Origin of the sequence: Massilia sp. 9I (assembly GCF_902506415.1) — a bacterium.
Classification (GTDB): Bacteria; Pseudomonadota; Gammaproteobacteria; order Burkholderiales; family Burkholderiaceae_D; genus Telluria.
In genome coordinates this window covers 303,572-320,259 of record NZ_LR733275.1, presented here as the reverse complement: position 1 = coordinate 320,259, position 16,688 = coordinate 303,572, and the positions used below count along the sequence as shown (strand labels likewise).

Sequence of the window (16,688 nt, the reverse complement as noted above, 5' to 3'; positions counted from 1 at the left end):
CATGGAAGGCATCATCGCCGGCCTGATCGGGGCCGGACTGCTGGCTGCATGGCTGTGGCCCAAGCTGCGCCTGCGCCGCGCACTTGCACGTCCCCTCGAACCGGGCCTGCTCGCCATCCTCGAGCGCAATGTGGCGCAGTATGCGGGCATGGCGCCTCCCGAGCGCCAGCGCCTGCAGCGCCTGGTCCAGCAGTTCCTGCACGAGAAATCCTTTGTCGGCTGCGCCGGTCTCGAGATCACCGACGAGATGCGGGTGACCATCGCGGCCCAGGCCTGCCTGCTGGTGCTGGGACGGGCCGGCGACGACAGCCCCGCCATCGTTTATCCATCGCTGCATGCGGTGCTGGTCTATCCGGGCGCCTTCCTGGTGCCGCGCCGCGAGATCGATGTCGCCGGCGTGGTGACCGAGCAGCGCCAGGATCTGCTGGGCGAATCCTGGGGCGATGGCCGCGTGATCCTGTCCTGGGACCATGTGCGCCGCGCCGGCTGGGAAGTGCCGGAGACGCACAATGTGGTCCTGCACGAATTCGCCCACCAGCTCGACAGTGAATCCGGCAGCACCAACGGCGCCCCTTACCTGGGTAGCACCGCCCGTTACCGCAGCTGGTCCGAAGTCCTGTCGCGCAACTATGCGGCGCTGCGGCGCGACGCCATGTGGGGACAGCGGGGCGTGCTCGACCATTACGGCGCCAGCAGCCCGGCCGAGTTTTTCGCTGTCGCCACCGAAAGCTTCTTCGAACAGCCCTGGGAGCTGGCCGCGCGCCACCCCGACCTGTACGAGGAATTCCTCAAGTACTTTCGGGTCGACCCGCGCGACTGGATGGCGCAGCCCCAGCCCGTCTATGACGAGCCCTTCGGCGGACAGGTGGTCTACGGACAGTGGCGTTGAAGGGCGGCAGGCTGCGTGCGCCTGCGTACAGAGCAAGTCGCGGACGGCGGGCATAGTTGAGCAAACAACAAGCCAGGAGATCCACATGTCCACAATCATTGCAGGCCGTTTCCAGCTTCAGGACGAGGTCGACCGTGCGCGCCGCGCGCTGTCCGATGCAGGCTTCGACGCAAGCCGGATCAGCGGCTTCTACCTGACCCAGCCCGGCCAGCACGACCAGACCCCGATCGGCGGCGACCATCTGCAGTCGCCCGGCGCCAAGGAGACGCCGGGAGGCGTGGTGCAGGGCGTCGCCACCGGCGGCGCGGTCGGCGCGGCCATCGGCGCGGCCACGGCGCCGGTCACCGGACCGCTGGGCCCGATCGTCGGCGGCCTGGTCGGCGGCCACGTCGGCTCGCTGTTCAGTTTTTCCAAGATGAAGGAACGCGGCGAGTCGGAACAGGGCAGCAGCGAGAACCGCGTGCCGCCGCGCGAAGCGGGCATGCTGGTGGCGGTCGCTTTCGATGATGTTGGCCTGGCCGACAAGGCGGTCGACGTGCTGCGCCAGCTGGGCGCCCACCACATCGAACGCGCGCAAGGCAATATCGTCGACGGCGACTGGGCCGACTTCGACCCGGCCAGCCGCCCCGAGCTGGTCAACTAAGGCATCTTCGACGCTGCGGATGCGCCGGCAGGCTCAGGCCTTGGCCGGCGGCTTCGGCTTGAGCGCGTTCAGCGTCTTGCCGTGCTTCTCGATCTTGTCGATGGCGGCCAGGATGGCGAGCGGCTGCCCGGTGGATGCGGCCGCGGCCAGCCCCAGCAGGCCGCCGGCCAGCCCCGTGATTTCGCCGATGACGCCGATCTTGCGGATCTTCTCGGCCGCGTCGGCCGTCAGCTTGACCAGCTGGGCCTGCGGCTTGCCGAGGCCCTTGACGATGAAGGTGGCGGCGTCGGCATGCAGGCCGTTGGCGCGCTGGCGCAGCAGCACTTCATCCTCGAACAGGGCGCGCACCTTGTCCTGCACCTTCTCGGGCACCGCCTTGCCGCCGTAGCTGCGGATTTCCTTCATCACCCGTTCGTGGATCTCGTCGGCGCAGGCCGTCAGGTGGTCGGCCAGCTCGACGATCTTGTCGGGGCTGGACAAGGCGCTGCCGCCGGCATCGGGCGGCGGCGCGGCCACCGCGGCGGACGCCGTTGCCGGCTCCTCGACGGCAGTGGCGTCTTCCAGGGCGGACAAGTCGGTCTTGGTAGGGGTTGGGGTGCTAGCCATGTGCATTCTCCTGTCAGTCGCCGGATAAGCCGTCGCGGATGGTGCGCAAGTCGCGGCCGTAAGTGGCCAGCAGGCGCTTCACTTCGTCGTTGCTCAGCTTGCCGAGGTTCTCGCGCATCTTCTGGTGTCCCAGCGCCACTTTGGTAAGGCCTTGCAGGGCCAGCTCGTAGCGGCGGTCGATGAGCTTGTACTCGGTGGCCTTGTTCAGGTAGTGCACCTTGGCGAGCGTGACCAGCATGCGGTCGGAGTTGCGCGTCGAGAACGGGATCTCGACATCGAAGATGCCGAGAATCGTCTTCTTCTCATTCTCGTTGGTCTTGTAGTAGAGGCGGGTGAGCGAGATCATGGCATCGAGCAGGACCTGCACGTCGGCATCGCCATCGCGCACCATGGTCTCGACGCTGCGGTTCTGGTAGCCGGAGGCGATCACGCGTGTCAGCAGGCGCGTCATCCCGGTGTAGGCGGTGATGTGGCGCTGCGTCAGGCCGGATTCGGTATTTGCCTTGAGACCATTACCGAGATCATCGATGCGCTCGGACAGGTCGTAGCGCGCGTCGCCCGCCAGCAGGCTCAGGGTCTGCATGTACAGCACCAGGGTTTTCTGAATGGCGATGAAGTCGTCGAACACGGCGCGCCGCTTGGCGTCGTTCTCGCGCGCCAGCTTGTCGGCGACGGGGGACAGATAGGGCTGTTCGCGCTCGTAGGTGTCGCGGTAGCGCCGCGCCAGTTCGGCATAGCCGCCCAGGCGCGCCGACGCATCGGCGAATTCGCGCACTTCCTGCAGGCTGACGGGCCGGCCTCCCGGCGGCCCGCCGCCGGTGGTGCCGCAACCGGACGACAAGGCGGCGGAGAACAGGGCGAACAGGAAGAGCAGGCGGATCGAACGCTGTCGCAGCATGGTGGACCTCCCTGGCCGCGGGGCGGCCCGAAAGTACCCATTCTTTCAAACTCCGTCTGCGCTAGCCTTGCTGGCCATCAATTTCTTGCAGGAAGGATGTGGCTGCTCAGGCGACTTTCGCGCGGTCGAAGTGCGGGTTCTGGATGATGCCGAACAGGTTGCCATAGGGATCGCGCACAGTGGCGACGCGAATGCCGCCGCCGACGTCCTCCACCGGCGAGTGCACTTGCGCACCGAGGCTGCTCACCCGCGCCACTTCCGCATCGATGTCGTCCGTGCCCCAGTAGGCGGTGGCGCCGGCGCTGCCGGGTTCGCCATCCGGGATCAGGCCCAGCTCGAAGCCGCCGACTTCGAACCCGACGTAAAAGGCTTCGCTGAAATAGGCCGGCACGCCGAGGACCTGTTCATACCAGGCCTGTGCTTCGGTCAAGTTGGTGACGGGGTAAATGACGGTGCGTAATCCCTGAATCATCGTGGCTCCTCGGCTGGCTAAACCTCGATGTTGCCTGAATGATCACGCCCTGTCCAGCATCCTGGACTTGCGCCCGCGCTCCGCTTCCAGCCAGCCGAACGACGCTGCGGTGTCGCCCTGCGACAGGTACTCGCAGCCGATCCAGCCATCGTAGCCGAGCTCGTCCAGCAGGCGGAACAGGAAAGGGAAGTGGATCTCGCCGGTGCCGGGCTGGTGGCGGCCCGGGACGTCGGCCAGCTGGATATGGCGGATCAGCCCCAGGTGCTGGCGGATGGTGCCGGCCAGTTCGCCCTCCATGCGCTGCATGTGGTAGATGTCGTACTGCAGGAACAGATTGGGTGCGCCGACTTCTTCGATGATGGCGGCCGCCTGGCGCGTGCCGGTCAGGAAGTAGCCCGGTATGTCGCGGTCGTTGATCGGCTCGATCAGCAGATCGATGCCATGTTCGGCGCAGCGCGCGGCCGCGTGGCGCAGGTTGCCGACATAGGCGGCGTGGGCGCGTTCCCGGCCGACGTTCGGCGGCAGCCTGCCGGCCAGGCAGTGCAGGCGGCGCACGCCCAGCTCGAGCGCATAGTCGAGCGCCAGGCCAACGCTGTCCTGGAACTCGGCGCTGCGGCGCGGATCGCAGGCCAGTCCGCGCTCGCCCGCCGCCCAGTCGCCTGCCGGCAGGTTGTGCAGCACCAGCTCCAGCCCGTAGCGCCGCAGGCGCGCCGCGATCTGCTCCGGCTCGAAGGCATAGGGGAACAGGAACTCGACCGCATCGAAGCCGGCGGCACGCGCGGCGGCGAAGCGGTCGAGGAAGGGCACTTCATTGAACAGCGTGCTCAGGTTGGCGGCGAATTTCGGCATTGCGGCGGCAGGACTCCGGTGGCGATGCCGGGCATCTTAGCCGATTCCAGCATCACACCTGCGATTCCTTCCGGATCGACGCATCGACCAGGGTGGACATCGGCGTGAACAGCCAGGCCAGCAGGGCCGCTGCCATCAGGAACAGGCCGGCGCCGGCGAACAGCGCGTCCAGGCTGAACAGGCTCGCCAGCCATCCGGCGCCGGCTGCGGCCAGCGGCGCCAGGCCCATGAACACGAACATGAAGATGCCCATCATCCGGCCCAGCATGGCCTGCGGCACGCATTGCTGGATCCAGGTGAACACCGCCACCTGCACGAAGCCGCCCAGCACCCCGATCGCCACCAGCACCAGCATGCCCTGCCAGCTTTCCGTCACCAGTCCGAGCGGCAGCAGCAGGAGGCCGACCAGGCCGTCCACCAGCAGCAGCGTGATCCCGAGGTTGACCACGCGGCGCTTGCCCAGCACGCCGGACAGGGCCATGCCCGCCAGCGAGCCGGCGCCATGGGCGCCCATCAGCAGGGCCAGGGCGGAGGCGCCGTGCAGGCGCTCGCTGGCGAGCAGGGGCAGGGCCACCTGCATCACGCCGCCCACCACGCAGGCGCACAGGCCCCAGTACATGAAGGCCGCGCGCAGGGTCTGGTTGCGCCACACAGTGGCGAGCCCCGCGCCGACGGCGCGCAGTACGGATTCCGGCGCCTTGTCCGATTTGCTGCTTGCGAGCGGCTTTACTTTCGAGAGGGTCCAGGCCGAGACGGCATAGGTGACGCAGTCGACCGCAAAGGCGATGCCGAGGCCGCGCGCATCCTGCATGCCATTGCTGCCGTCGCCGCCGAGGGCGAACAGCAGGCCAGCCAGCAGCGGCCCGGCCAGCATGGTCAGCTGGCGCATCGCCATCATCGCGCCGTTGGCGGCCGCCAGGTGCTGGGGCGGCACCGCACGCGGAAGCATCGAGGTGCCGGCCGGGATGCTGAAGGCCGAGGCCAGGCTCAGGCCGATCGCCAGCAAGGCGACCGGCAGCAGCGTGGCGGTCCCGCTCAGCACGAGCGCGGCGAGGATGGCCAGCAGCAGCGTGTTCACGTGCTTGGTCAGCATCAGCACGCTCTTGGGCGAGTAGCGGTCGACCACGGCGCCGCCGAACAGGATCAGGATGGCGCGCGGGATGGCCATCACGGCCACCATCATGCCGAGCGCGAGCGGGTCCTTGGTCAGCTGCAGGACCAGCCAGGGCAAGGCGATCATGGTGAACTGGTCGCCGAGGGCGGAAATGACGCCGCCGCCCATCAGCCAGTTGAAATTCGGGTCGCGCCGCAGCGCTGGCGTCTCTTTCATGTTCTTGTTCCGTTCTTGTAGGGAGGGGCGTGCGCGCCCGATGCCGGCGCATGGGCCGGCGGTGTTTCAATGCGGATGATGAGGCGGCTTACTGGCCGCCGCCCAGCTGGGCAAGCAGGTTCGAGGTCGACTCGATCTGTTCACGCGAGGGCGCACCCAGCAGCATGCGGCTGACGTTGTGCACCACCACGCTCGCATTGGTGACCAGCTCGCCGCCGGTGGGGGTGATGATCGCGTAGCCGACGCGGGCATCGCGCGGATCGCTCTGGCGTCCGACCAGCCCGATCTTCTCCAGCGGCAGCAGCGAGCGGGTCACGCCGGATGCGGTCAGCCCCAGCTTTTCCGCCAGGTCGACCCGACGTAGCCGCCCACCCGGCGCCCGCTGCAGGCTCAGCAGCAACTGGTAGTCCGCAAAGCTGATTCCATGCAGGCTGCCGAGCGAGCTATCCAGCCGCCGCGATAGGGCCGCCCAGGCACGCCCCATGCGCAGGCAGAACTCGCTGGTCGGGCTCTCCAGCGGCGCGTCAGGCGCGGGTTCGTTCACATCAGTCATGGCAGGCTCCGGTGTTTGAGGGATAGTTGATCACTCAAATATATGCCGCTTAGCGACCCTTGGCAAGTACTTGAGTAATCAAATATCAGAATAAAAATGGGGTCAGAGTCGAATTATTCTGGATTTAACAATCTTTCTCAATAATTCGACTCTGACCCTCATTGTTCTTACGACTGGGCTCGCTAAAAGCAATTAGGGTCAGAGTCGAATTATCGGGAAATTTTTGGAATTTCCTTTTAATTCGACTCTGACCCTAATTTAGCGGGGCAGAAACGGCCGTTGAGCTATTGCTTAGCGGTCGCGGCCGCCTTGGCGGGGTGCGGAGCCGGTCCGGGGGCCGCGATTGGCGCTGTTGCCGTTGCGGTTGCCGCCGCCGTTGGCGCTGGCTGGACGGCCGCCGTTGCCGTTGCCGTTGCCACCGCCGGCACTGCGCGGCTGGCCCTGACCGCCGCGGTTGCCGCCCGGACGGCCGCCGCCGCGGTTGCCGTGTCCAGGAGCGCCGCTGCGCAGCTGGATCGGCTGGGCCTTGGCGTTCAGGTCCGGTTCGAAGCCCGGGATCACGTGACGCGGCAGGGTCTGCTTGATCAGCTTTTCGATGTCCTTCAACATCTGGTGCTCGTCCACGCAGACCAGCGACACCGCTTCACCGGTAGCGCCGGCGCGGCCGGTACGGCCGATCCGGTGCACGTAGTCTTCCGGCACGTTCGGCAGGTCGTAGTTGACCACGTGCGGCAGCTGGTCGATGTCGATGCCGCGCGCCGCGATGTCGGTCGCGACCAGCACCTGCAGGCTACCGTCCTTGAACTCGGACAGCGCCTTGGTGCGCGCCGACTGGCTCTTGTTGCCGTGGATCGCCATCGCGCCGATGCCGTCCTTGCCCAGCTGTTCCACCAGCTTGTTGGCGCCGTGCTTGGTGCGGGTGAACACCAGCACCTGGTTCCAGTCGTTTTCCTTGATCAGGTGCGACAGCATCGGGTGCTTCTTGTCGCGGTCGACCGGGTGGATCTTCTGGGCGATCACTTCCACGGTCGAGTTGCGGCGCGCGACTTCGATCGATTGCGGGTTGTTCAGCAGCTTGTCGGCCAGAGCCTTGATCTCGTCCGAGAAGGTGGCCGAGAACAGCAGGTTCTGGCGCTTCGGCGGCAGCAGGGCCAGCACTTTCTTGATGTCGTGGATGAAGCCCATGTCGAGCATGCGGTCGGCTTCGTCCAGGATCAGGATCTCGATCTGGGACAGGTCGACGGTGCGCTGGCCTGCGTGGTCGAGCAGGCGGCCCGGGGTGGCGACCAGCACGTCGACGCCATGCTTGAGCAGCTTGATCTGCGGGTTGATGCCGACGCCGCCGAAGATCACGGCCGAATTCAGGTTGGTGTACTTGCCGTACAGGCGCACGCTTTCCTCGACCTGGGCCGCGAGCTCGCGGGTCGGGGTCAGCACCAGGGCGCGGATGGCGCGCGGGGCGGTCTTGTTCTTCAGTGTCGAACCGATCTTGTCGGTCGAGAGCAGTTGCAGGATCGGCAGGGTGAAGCCGGCGGTCTTGCCGGTACCGGTCTGGGCGCCGGCCAGCAGGTCGCCGCCGTTCAGCACCATCGGAATGGCCTGGGCCTGGATCGGGGTCGGATTGGTATAGCCTTGTTCAGTCACCGCGCGAACGATTGCGTCGGACAAACCGAGAGTAGAAAATGACATAAATTCTTTATCAAAAGTGGGCCGTCGCCACACGGCGCCAGTCCAGGGAAATCGGATTAGTCATTGCAGGCGGGACGCGGAGGAGGCCGCGGGAACGCCGGACGCTGCCGCCCGTTTCTTGAAGAGAAATGAGCAGGACAGCCGGGATTATAGAGGAAGTTGTTTCTCTATGGAAAGTTTCTGACCGGGACTTTCCAGCCGGTGAACAGGCGCGCACAGATATAAAGCGGCGCGCCTTGAAGCACGGGGCGTATTTTACGCGAAAACGCTTGATCGAGTCTTCGAGCGTCCAACAAAACCCCGAGAACAAGGCGCATCGTCGAAGACAGTACGCTAGTACGGCGAGACGATGCAACGCAGGCCGCGGGGGAATTGTTGGGCGCTCAGGCGAACGCGGACAGCAGGGGCACCATTGCGCCAAAGACCTTCGGGCCGGCGGCGATGATGTCGCCCTTATGCAGGTATTCCGACTCGCCGTTGAACTCACCGACGATGCCGCCCGCTTCGGTGACGAGCAGCGCGCCCGCCGCGATGTCCCACACTTTCAGGCCCTTTTCGAAGTAGCCGTCGATGCGGCCGGCGGCCACGTTCGCCAGTTCCAGCGCGGCCGAGCCGGCGCTGCGCACGCCGTGGCAGCGCGAGGCGACGACTTCGTACATGCGCAGGTATTCGGCCAGCGCGCGCGGGTCCGGGCCGTGGCCCGAGGACAACAGGGCCTTGCCGATGCGGTCGTGGTTGCGCACGCGGATGCGCTTGTCGTTCAGGTAGGAACCGGCGCCCTTGGTGGCGGTGAACAGGTCGTTGCGCACCGGATCGTAGACCAGGGCGTTGGTGATCACGCCTTTCTGTTGCAGGGCGATCGAGATGCAGTAGTTGGGGTAGCCGTGCAGGAAGTTGGTGGTGCCGTCGATCGGGTCGATGATCCACACGTTTTCGCTCTCGTCATTCAGGTTCTTCGAGGCGCCGCTTTCTTCCGCCAGGATGGCGTGGTCAGGGTAGGCCTTCAGCAGGGTTTCCACGATCGCCTGTTCCGCCGCCTGGTCGATGTCGGTGACGAAGTCGTTGTGATTTTTTTCAGAAATGGTAATGCGATCGAGATCGAAGGACGCGCGGTTGATGACGGTGGCGGCGCGGCGAGCGGCCTTCACGGCCGTGTTGAGCATTGGGTGCATAGGGCTTTCCGTGGAAAAAACGCGAACGCCCACCACGCATCGAAGCGCCGTGAACGGTCTGCTGATAGAGAATGACAAAGAGCAAAGCGGTGCCGAACCCGCTACAATCCCGGACTTTCCAGCCCCGGATCACAACAGTTCGCACCGCGCGATAGCGCTATTTTAAATGAACCCGACCGAAATCAACACAACTCTCTTCAAAAGGCTCCGTTTCGTACTGGTCGAGACCAGCCGCGCGGGCAATGTCGGCTCGGTCGCGCGGGCCATGAAGACGATGGGGTTCAGCGACCTGGTGCTGGTCACGCCGCGCTGCGCCGATCCCTTGACGGATGCGGAGGCGGTTGCCTTCGCCAGCGGCGCCGGCGACGTGCTGGCGGGGGCGCGCATTGTCGGCAGCATCCAGGAGGCGCTGGAGGGCTGCAACTTCGCCGCCGCGGTGTCGGCGCGCCTGCGCGAGTTCTCGCCGCCCGTGTGGACGCCGCGCGCCTTTGCAAGCCACGCGGCGGGGCAGGCGGAGCTGCGTCCCGCGCTCATCCTGGGCAACGAACGGGTCGGCCTGCCGAACGAGATCGTCGAGGGCTGCAACGTCCTGATCAACATCCCCTCGAACCCGGATTACTCGTCGCTGAACCTGTCGCAGGCGGCCCAGGTGCTGGCCTATGAAGCCCGGCTGGCGGCAACGGGCGACACGGTCGATGAGCGCGGCGTGGGTTTCCACGGCGACGCGGCCAGCGTGACCCAGATCGACGGCATGTATGCGCACCTGGAAGAAGCGCTGGTGGCGGTCGGCTTCCTGAATGCGAACAACCCGAAGAAGCTGATGCCGCGCCTGAAGCGCCTGTTTTCGCGCACGCAGCTGGAGACCGAAGAGGTCAACATCCTGCGCGGAATCGCACGCGCCATCCTGGACCAGACGGCCAAAAAATAGGCGTGCGGGGCTACTCCCGGGGTGTCGGCAGCGCGTAACGCAGCCGCACCTCATCGACCAGGCGGCGCCGCGAGCTGCGCGCGCGCTCGTGCGGCGCGAACGGGCTGCTGGTGCGGTCGAGCAGGTCGACGGCCTGGCGCAGGCGCCCGCGCTCCGGGTCTTCCTGGGCGGTCAGCTCCTTGATCACGCAGATCGCCAGCTCCTTCGCCGCGATGTCTCCGGGCAGGCCGGAGCGCGTGCACAGGCCGTAGGTCCCGGACAGGAAGTGGCCCCATTCGTCGCGCAGGTGCGCGTCGAGCCCAGCACCCAGTTTCGGGTCGATCGTGGTCATAGGCAGGGCGCCCAGCGCTGCGCGGTAGCGCCGCGCGAAGATGGCGAAGGGGTCTTCCGTGCTCGCTTCCAGCACAGCGATCCACGATGGGTAGCCGGTGGCGTAGTACTCGGCGCCGGCCTCTTCGTCATGCTCGCCGAAGAAGGAGGCGCAGCGCGTGTTGAGCTGGATGCGGTAGGAGGGGCGGGGCATGACGCCGCGGTCGATGAGGGCGTCGAGGCGCGCCGACGTGATGCTACTTGCCGTCAGCAGTTGGGCCCGGGTGAGGAAATGCTGTTGGAGGTAATCGAGGAGTTCCATGCCACGAAGCCTACTCCCTTGGGACCTTGGAATGCTTCGGCTAGGATCGAAGCTTTCGGCATGGGAGAAGCATATGGCAGGGCAAGCTGGCGTCAGGCTGCGCGATATGAAAGGCCTCGGTCCGCGCTCCGAGGAGTGGCTGGCGCTGGTGGGCATCGATACTCCGCAGGCGCTACGCGCCGCCGATCCATTCGAGGTCTATGCCCGCCTGCAGGCTCAGGTCCCCGGCTTCAATCTCAACGGGCTGTATGCCCTGATCGGCGCCATCGAGGACCGTAGCTGGATCGAAGTCAAGCGCGAGCGGCGCACCGAGATCCTGCTGCGCCTCGAGCAGATGGGCATCGCGCCCCCCTGAGCCTCCGGAAAGCTAGACTCCTTCCTCTAGTTTGCCGCTCGGACCGGATTTTTCTTTGGCGTACACTAAGGAAAACACAAGAGGCAGTACATGGGGACATCACGACGGACATTCCTGAAAGCCGGTGGCCTGGCCGCGCTCGCGCTGGCAGCCGGCGGCGCGCTGTACCGCGCCACGCACATCGCAGCGCCGCACCGCTTTGCACTCGACGGCGAGGCGCGTTCGGCCCTGCATGCCGTCATACCCGCGATCCTGGCCGGCGCCTTGCCGCAGGACGCGCAGCGCGAAGCCGCACTTGCCACGACCATCGAGGACGTGCATGCGGCCATCCTGGGCCTGCCGCCCGCCACCCAGAAGGAAGTGCAGGACCTGTTCGGCCTCCTTGCCCTGGCGCCGGCGCGGCGCCTGCTGACCGGAATATCCGGCGGCTGGGAAGGGGCGCGTATCGAGGACGTCAACGCCTTCCTGCAGGATTGGCGCCTGCACCGCCTTGGCCTGCTGCGCAGCGCCTACCACGCGCTGCATGACCTGGTGCTCGGCGCCTGGTACGCGCAGCCGTCGAGCTGGGCGGCGACCGGCTACCCCGGACCGATGAAGGAGCTGGCATGACGACGCCGATCATTCCGGACCCGATCCACGCCGGCATCGCGCGTGGCTGGAAGATCGTCGACGGCGCCACGCTCGCGCAGGACCGAACGCTGGAGGCCGATGTCGTCATCGTCGGCAGCGGCGCGGGCGGCGGCGTCACGGCCGAGATCCTGGCGCGCTCGGGCCTGTCGGTGATCGTGGTGGAAGAGGGCGCGCTGAAATCCTCGAGCGACTTCAAGATGCGCGAAGCCGAGGCCTATCCCACGCTCTATCAGGAATCGGCCGCGCGCAAGACGGCGGACAAGAGCATCAACATCTTCCAGGGCCGCACCGTGGGCGGCTCGACCACCGTCAACTGGACCTCGAGCTTCCGCACCCCTGCCGCCACGCTCGACTGGTGGCGCCGCCATTACGCGCTGCCCGATGCGACACCGGAGGCGATGGCGCCCTGGTTCGCGATGATGGAGGCGCGCCTGCACATCGGCGACTGGGCCGGCGCACCCAATGAGAACAACGACATCCTGCGCCGCGGCGCCGGAGCGCTCGGCATTCCGACAGGCCTGATCCGGCGTAACGTGAACGGCTGCTGGAACCTGGGCTACTGCGGCATGGGCTGCCCGACCAATGCCAAGCAGTCGATGCTGGTGACGACCATCCCGGCAGCGCTGGAGCAGGGCGCGCTTCTCGTGACGCGGGTGCGCGCCGACCGTTTCGTGTTCCAGGGCGAGCGCGCCGACGAACTGCTGTGCCAGGCGCTCGATGCGGCCGGCATCCATCCGAATGGCCGCAGCGTGCGCCTGCGCGCGCGTCACTATGTGGTGGCGGGCGGCGCGATCAATTCGCCGGCGCTGCTGCTGCGTTCGCAGGCGCCCGATCCCAGCGGCCAGCTGGGCAAGCGCAGCTTCCTGCATCCGACCCTGGTCTCGGCGGCCTTCTTCCCGCAGCGCGTGGAAGCATGGGCCGGCGCGCCGCAAACCGTTTATTCCGACCACTTCCTGGCCGGCCCGGTCGACGGACCGATCGGCTACAAGCTGGAAGCGCCGCCCATGCATCCGCTGCTGGTGGCCACCACGATGACCGGCTTCGGCGCGGCGCACGCGCAGATGATGCGCGACTATCCGCACATGCACGGCATGCTGGCCTTGCTGCGCGACGGCTTCCACGCGTCGGCGCCGGGCGGCACGGTGCGCCTGCGCGGCGACGGCAGCCCGGAACTCGACTATCCGCTGACCGACTACCTGTGGGACGGCGCACGCCGCGCGCTGCTGACCATGGCCGAGATCCAGTTCGCGGCCGGCGCCGCCAGCGTCCAGCCGGCGCACGAGATGGCGCAGCGCTACACGTCATGGAGCGCCGCCAAGGCGGCGATCCTCGGCCTGCCGCAAGGCCCGCAGCTGACCCGGGTGGTGTCGGCCCATGTGATGGGCGGCTGCGCCATGTCGGGCGACGAGCGCCTCGGCGTGGTGGCGCCGGACGGCCGCTACCGCGGCCTGTCCAACCTGTCGGTACACGACGGCTCGCTGTTCCCGACTTCGCTCGGCGCCAATCCCCAGCTGTCGATCTATGGCCTCACGGCCAAGCTGGCGAGCGGCCTGGCCACGACGCTCACGGGCAAGCCGGCGGCCCGGGTATGAGCGCGCGCCGCCTGCTCCAGCTGATCCTGCTCGTGCAGGCGCTCGCCGCCCTCGCGATCGGCCTGGCCGCGGTGCAGATCTTCGGGGCCAGCCGCTGGCAGGCACTCGCCCTGGGCCTGGGCAGCGTGGTGCTGGTGCGCCTGCTCATCAACGCCAACAACTTCTTCATGAGCGCGCGCTTCGCCAGCCCGACGCCGGAGGAATACCGGGTCAAGGGTGTTGGTGCGCGCCTGCGCATGTTCTTTGAGGAGTTCAGCACCAGCATGCTGCAGTCTTCCTGGACCATGCCGCGCGCCAGCGCCCGCACCCGCATCCATCCCGGCTCGGCGGCGCCGCCGGTCCTGCTGCTGCACGGTTACGGCTGCAACAGCGGTTACTGGTCGCATCTGCTGCCGCGCCTGGACGCCGCCGGCATCAGCCATGCGACGGTCGACCTCGAGCCCATCATGGGCGACATCGACGGCTACGCGCCGCTAGTCGAGCGCGCGGTGGAAAGCCTGCGCGCAGCCACCGGCGCGGACCGGGTCGTGATCGTCGCCCACAGCATGGGCGGACTGGTGGCGCGGGCCTGGATGCGCGCCTTCGGCACGGCGCGGGTGGCGCGCGTGATCACCCTCGGCAGCCCGCACCATGGCACCTGCCTGGCCGCCTTCGGCCTCGGCCTGAACGCGGCCCAGATGCGAAGAATGGCCAAGGACGAGCCGCCCGAATGCGCCTGGCTACGCGCGCTGGCGCAAGGCGAGGACGCGGCGGCGCGCGCCCTGGTCACGTCGATCTTCTCGCACCAGGACAACATCATCGCGCCCCAGACGTCGAGCGAACTGCCGGGCGCGCGCAATCTCGCATTCGGGGGCGTCGGCCACGTGGCGCTCGGCCGTAACCCGCGTGTGCTGGACGCCGTGATGCGCGAGCTGAGCGCACTGCGCGAGCAGGAAGAGGCGGTTCAATAGCGCGCCACCACCCCTGTATTTACGCGCCTCGTGTTACAGTAAGCACAACGCCGAAAATAGGGGAGCGCCCACGTGGCCCGCATCCTGATCATCGAAGACAACCCAGCCAACGTTGAGCTGATGGCGTTTCTGCTCACCGCCTATGGACACACCGCCGTCAGTGCGCCTGACGGCGCGCGGGGCATCGCTGCCGCCCGCGCCACGCCTCCCGACCTCGTCGCCTGCGACGTCAATCTGCCCGGCATGAACGGATTCGCGGTACTGGCCGCGCTCAAGGCCGAGCCGAGCCTGTCCGGCGTCCCGGTGCTGGCCGTGACCGCGCTGGCGATGGCCGGCGACCGCGAGAAGGTGCTGGGCGCCGGCTTCGACGGCTACATCAGCAAGCCGATCGAGCCCGAAAGTTTCGTGGCCGAGCTGGAAGCCTTTCTGCCCGGGCCCACGTCCGCCGCGCCCGCGGCCGCAGCCGGTCGTGCCGAGCCTGAGGTGCCGGCCGAGCCGACTGTCCTGCTGGTCGACGACGATCCCTTCATGCTGGCGGTGCTCGGCGACATGCTGGGCGACGAGCGCGTGCGTGTGCTGCGCGCTGCTTCCGGCCCGGAAGCGCTGGCCCTGCTCGAGCGCGAGCAGGTCGAGTTGATCCTGTGCGACCAGGACATGCCCGGCATGAACGGCACCGAGGTGCTGGCCCAGGTTGCCGCACGCCATCCGCGCACGGTACGCCTGATGTTGACGGGCCAGAAGGACCTGGCCGAGATCGAGGCGGCGCTGCGTTCAGGCGTGGCCGACGCCCACTACGCCAAGCCGGTGTCGGCGGCCAGCCTGCGCGAGCGCGTGCGCGCGGCGCTGGCGCTGCAGCGTCAGCGCGCGGCCTCCTGAATTAGAATGGCGCTGTCATCGCTGGGTGTGGAAAATGCCGATTGCCCTCTGAAGCAGCTGCTCTGGCGATGCGATGCGGTCGCCATCCAGTGCCCAGCGCCAGCCGAGATAGTTCGGCAAGTAGCGTGACGCCACGCCATGGAAACGTGACAGCCAGCTGCGTAAGCGCTGGTGGTAGGCGTTCACGTTTATATGGACGCCTCCCTTTTGCAAGGTAATTCGAGCAATGGCAGAGTAGGAAAGTCGCAGTTTTATATCCGGCCTTGGTTGCGGCAAGCCGCTGGCCCCGATGAAATCCGCTGACCCACTCCTCATTTCTGTACCGGGCTTAAGGCCCTAACGTGAACACAGGTTTCGTGAGTCCCGGTCTGACCTGTCTGTCATCGCTGTTACTACCTATCGCAACTTGTGAGGTGTAATCCTTTCGTGGCTACATGTGAATCCCTCAGTTCAACGTGCCTGGTCTAACGCTAACGTATGCTCTGTCGTAAGCTCGCTCGTGAGCCAGTACAGCCCAGATCGTGCGCGCCATTTTGTTGGCAAGCGCAATCGTCACCACGTTCGATGGTCGTCGTTTGCTGATCTCCTGCAGCCATGTTGGCAAGACTTTCGCATGTCGCTGGATCGAGTGAGCGCCTTGCACCAAAAGCGAACGCAAATATATGTCGCCCCGCTTGCTGATCTTGAGCAGCCGGACTTTTCCTCCTGTCCCGGTCTGGGCTGGTACTAGCCCGATCCACGCGGCGAATTCACGCCCAGACCGGAATGTTTTAGGCTGTCCCATCGTCGCTACCGCTGCTGTCGCGGTGAGCAGGCCGACGCCAGGAATTTCGGCGATGGCTCGCGCCGCACGATCTTGTCGCAGCCAAGCCAACAGCCGGGCCTCGATACGGGCGATGCGTTCATCGAGCCTGTGTAATTCATCCCACTGTTCCCGCAGCGTGTCGATTAGCATCGCCGGCAGACGCTCGGACAACCGCGCCAGAGCTTCCTTCATCCCTGCTTCAAAACCTGCTTTCCTGAGCCCAAATACTTCGCCGTATTCCGCCACCAGGCCCCGCAACTCGTTACGTTGGGCTGTACGATTCTTTACCAACTGCCGGCGTATCCGATGCAGCGCTAACACAGCTTGTTGCTCCTCAGTCTTGACGGCCACGGCCTTGACGCACGATTGCTGCGCCGCCACCCAAATCGCGCGCGCATCGGCTGCATCGTTCTTATTGCCAGGTACAAAGGCCTTGACCGTTTTCCCTGCCATGAGCTTGACCTCATGACCCAGCCCTTGCAGCTTGCGCGCCCAATGCTGCGAACCGCCGCACGCTTCCATCCCGACTAGACAAGGTTCACGATTTGCAAACCAGGATAAAAACTGGGAGCGCTTGAGCTGCTTACTGGTTAATTCACCTGTGTCCTTGTCGACCGTATAGATTTGAAAGACATTCTTGGCCGTATCTACTCCGACCACCGTTTTAGGCGTAGCATTCATGATGTGGATCCTCCGACTTGCCCCGAAAGTTCTGCACTTTCACTTTAGGGCACTTTGATGCCGTGGGCGCGTGAGGATCCACCTTTCACCTTCACTCGCTCATACCGCAGAATTTATTCATCGGCGGGAGGCGTCCATT

At 66.2% G+C, this 16,688-nt stretch carries 18 protein-coding genes and 1 pseudogene; 8 read left to right on the top strand and 11 right to left on the bottom strand.

Going from position 1 to position 16,688, the window contains the following annotated elements:
- The first annotated feature begins 1 nt into the window (after position 1).
- Both GV068_RS01460 and GV068_RS01455 read left to right on the top strand, forming a co-directional pair.
- The gene (locus GV068_RS01460; protein WP_159695663.1) at positions 2-889 is read left to right on the top strand and encodes a zinc-dependent peptidase; all 888 of its coding nucleotides are present in this window, start codon (positions 2-4) and stop codon (positions 887-889) included.
- A gap of 85 nt (positions 890-974) precedes the next feature.
- Positions 975-1,532: a hypothetical protein gene (locus GV068_RS01455; RefSeq protein ID WP_159695662.1), complete on the top strand. Its 558-nt coding sequence runs from the start codon at positions 975-977 to the stop codon at positions 1,530-1,532.
- A 33-nt stretch (positions 1,533-1,565) separates the two neighbouring features.
- On the opposite strand, the gene GV068_RS01450 is transcribed toward GV068_RS01455, so the two are convergent.
- The 8 genes from GV068_RS01450 to GV068_RS01415 form a co-directional block, all read right to left on the bottom strand.
- On the bottom strand, positions 1,566-2,138 hold the full coding sequence (locus tag GV068_RS01450) for a hypothetical protein (RefSeq protein WP_229463586.1): 573 nt from the start codon (positions 2,136-2,138) through the stop codon (positions 1,566-1,568).
- A gap of 13 nt (positions 2,139-2,151) precedes the next feature.
- On the bottom strand, positions 2,152-3,036 hold the full coding sequence (locus GV068_RS01445; RefSeq protein ID WP_159695661.1) for a hypothetical protein: 885 nt from the start codon (positions 3,034-3,036) through the stop codon (positions 2,152-2,154).
- Positions 3,037-3,142: 106 nt separating this feature from the next.
- Positions 3,143-3,508 carry a VOC family protein gene (locus GV068_RS01440; RefSeq protein ID WP_159695660.1) on the bottom strand — a complete coding sequence of 122 codons (366 nt, stop codon included), beginning with the start codon at positions 3,506-3,508 and terminating at the stop codon, positions 3,143-3,145.
- Positions 3,509-3,550: 42 nt separating this feature from the next.
- Positions 3,551-4,357 carry a hydroxypyruvate isomerase gene (gene hyi / locus GV068_RS01435; RefSeq protein ID WP_159695659.1) on the bottom strand — a complete coding sequence of 269 codons (807 nt, stop codon included), beginning with the start codon at positions 4,355-4,357 and terminating at the stop codon, positions 3,551-3,553.
- A 52-nt stretch (positions 4,358-4,409) separates the two neighbouring features.
- Positions 4,410-5,687 carry an MFS transporter gene (locus GV068_RS01430; protein ID WP_159695658.1) on the bottom strand — a complete coding sequence of 426 codons (1,278 nt, stop codon included), beginning with the start codon at positions 5,685-5,687 and terminating at the stop codon, positions 4,410-4,412.
- Between the two features lie 88 nt (positions 5,688-5,775).
- Positions 5,776-6,240 (bottom strand): MarR family winged helix-turn-helix transcriptional regulator, encoded by a 465-nt coding sequence (locus GV068_RS01425; RefSeq protein WP_159695657.1) that lies wholly within the window; start codon positions 6,238-6,240, stop codon positions 5,776-5,778.
- A 291-nt stretch (positions 6,241-6,531) separates the two neighbouring features.
- Positions 6,532-7,929 (bottom strand): DEAD/DEAH box helicase, encoded by a 1,398-nt coding sequence (locus GV068_RS01420; protein ID WP_159695656.1) that lies wholly within the window; start codon positions 7,927-7,929, stop codon positions 6,532-6,534.
- Between the two features lie 383 nt (positions 7,930-8,312).
- Positions 8,313-9,092, bottom strand: a complete 780-nt coding sequence (locus GV068_RS01415; protein WP_159704427.1) for an inositol monophosphatase family protein — start codon at positions 9,090-9,092, stop codon at positions 8,313-8,315.
- Positions 9,093-9,267: 175 nt separating this feature from the next.
- On the opposite strand from GV068_RS01415, the gene GV068_RS01410 reads away from it, so the two are divergent.
- Positions 9,268-10,029: an RNA methyltransferase gene (locus GV068_RS01410; protein WP_159695655.1), complete on the top strand. Its 762-nt coding sequence runs from the start codon at positions 9,268-9,270 to the stop codon at positions 10,027-10,029.
- Positions 10,030-10,039: 10 nt separating this feature from the next.
- On the opposite strand, the gene GV068_RS01405 is transcribed toward GV068_RS01410, so the two are convergent.
- Positions 10,040-10,660, bottom strand: coding sequence for a DUF6058 family natural product biosynthesis protein (locus GV068_RS01405; protein WP_159695654.1), 621 nt, complete (start codon positions 10,658-10,660; stop codon positions 10,040-10,042).
- A 73-nt stretch (positions 10,661-10,733) separates the two neighbouring features.
- Here GV068_RS01405 and GV068_RS01400 point away from each other — a divergent pair, with 73 nt between their 5' ends.
- The 5 genes from GV068_RS01400 (at position 10,734) to GV068_RS01380 (ending at position 15,063) form a co-directional block, all read left to right on the top strand.
- A complete protein-coding gene (locus GV068_RS01400; RefSeq protein ID WP_159695653.1) occupies positions 10,734-11,015 on the top strand; it encodes a TfoX/Sxy family DNA transformation protein in 282 nt (93 codons plus the stop codon).
- Positions 11,016-11,105: 90 nt separating this feature from the next.
- On the top strand, positions 11,106-11,624 hold the full coding sequence (locus GV068_RS01395) for a twin-arginine translocation signal domain-containing protein (protein ID WP_159695652.1): 519 nt from the start codon (positions 11,106-11,108) through the stop codon (positions 11,622-11,624).
- Positions 11,621-13,237: a GMC family oxidoreductase gene (locus GV068_RS01390; protein ID WP_159695651.1), complete on the top strand. Its 1,617-nt coding sequence runs from the start codon at positions 11,621-11,623 to the stop codon at positions 13,235-13,237. The genes GV068_RS01395 and GV068_RS01390 overlap by 4 nt, the downstream gene beginning before the upstream one ends.
- Positions 13,234-14,187, top strand: a complete 954-nt coding sequence (locus GV068_RS01385) for an alpha/beta fold hydrolase (RefSeq protein ID WP_159695650.1) — start codon at positions 13,234-13,236, stop codon at positions 14,185-14,187. The genes GV068_RS01390 and GV068_RS01385 overlap by 4 nt, the downstream gene beginning before the upstream one ends.
- 72 nt (positions 14,188-14,259) lie before the next feature.
- Positions 14,260-15,063, top strand: a complete 804-nt coding sequence (locus tag GV068_RS01380; RefSeq protein WP_159695649.1) for a response regulator — start codon at positions 14,260-14,262, stop codon at positions 15,061-15,063.
- A 15-nt stretch (positions 15,064-15,078) separates the two neighbouring features.
- Here GV068_RS01380 and GV068_RS25060 read toward each other — a convergent pair.
- Together GV068_RS25060 and GV068_RS01375 are read right to left on the bottom strand one after the other, a co-directional pair.
- Positions 15,079-15,270: pseudogene (locus GV068_RS25060) on the bottom strand (IS1595 family transposase); the annotation flags it as partial.
- A 238-nt stretch (positions 15,271-15,508) separates the two neighbouring features.
- Positions 15,509-16,549: an IS110 family transposase gene (locus GV068_RS01375; protein WP_159695648.1), complete on the bottom strand. Its 1,041-nt coding sequence runs from the start codon at positions 16,547-16,549 to the stop codon at positions 15,509-15,511.
- Between the last annotated feature and the right edge of the window lie 139 nt (positions 16,550-16,688).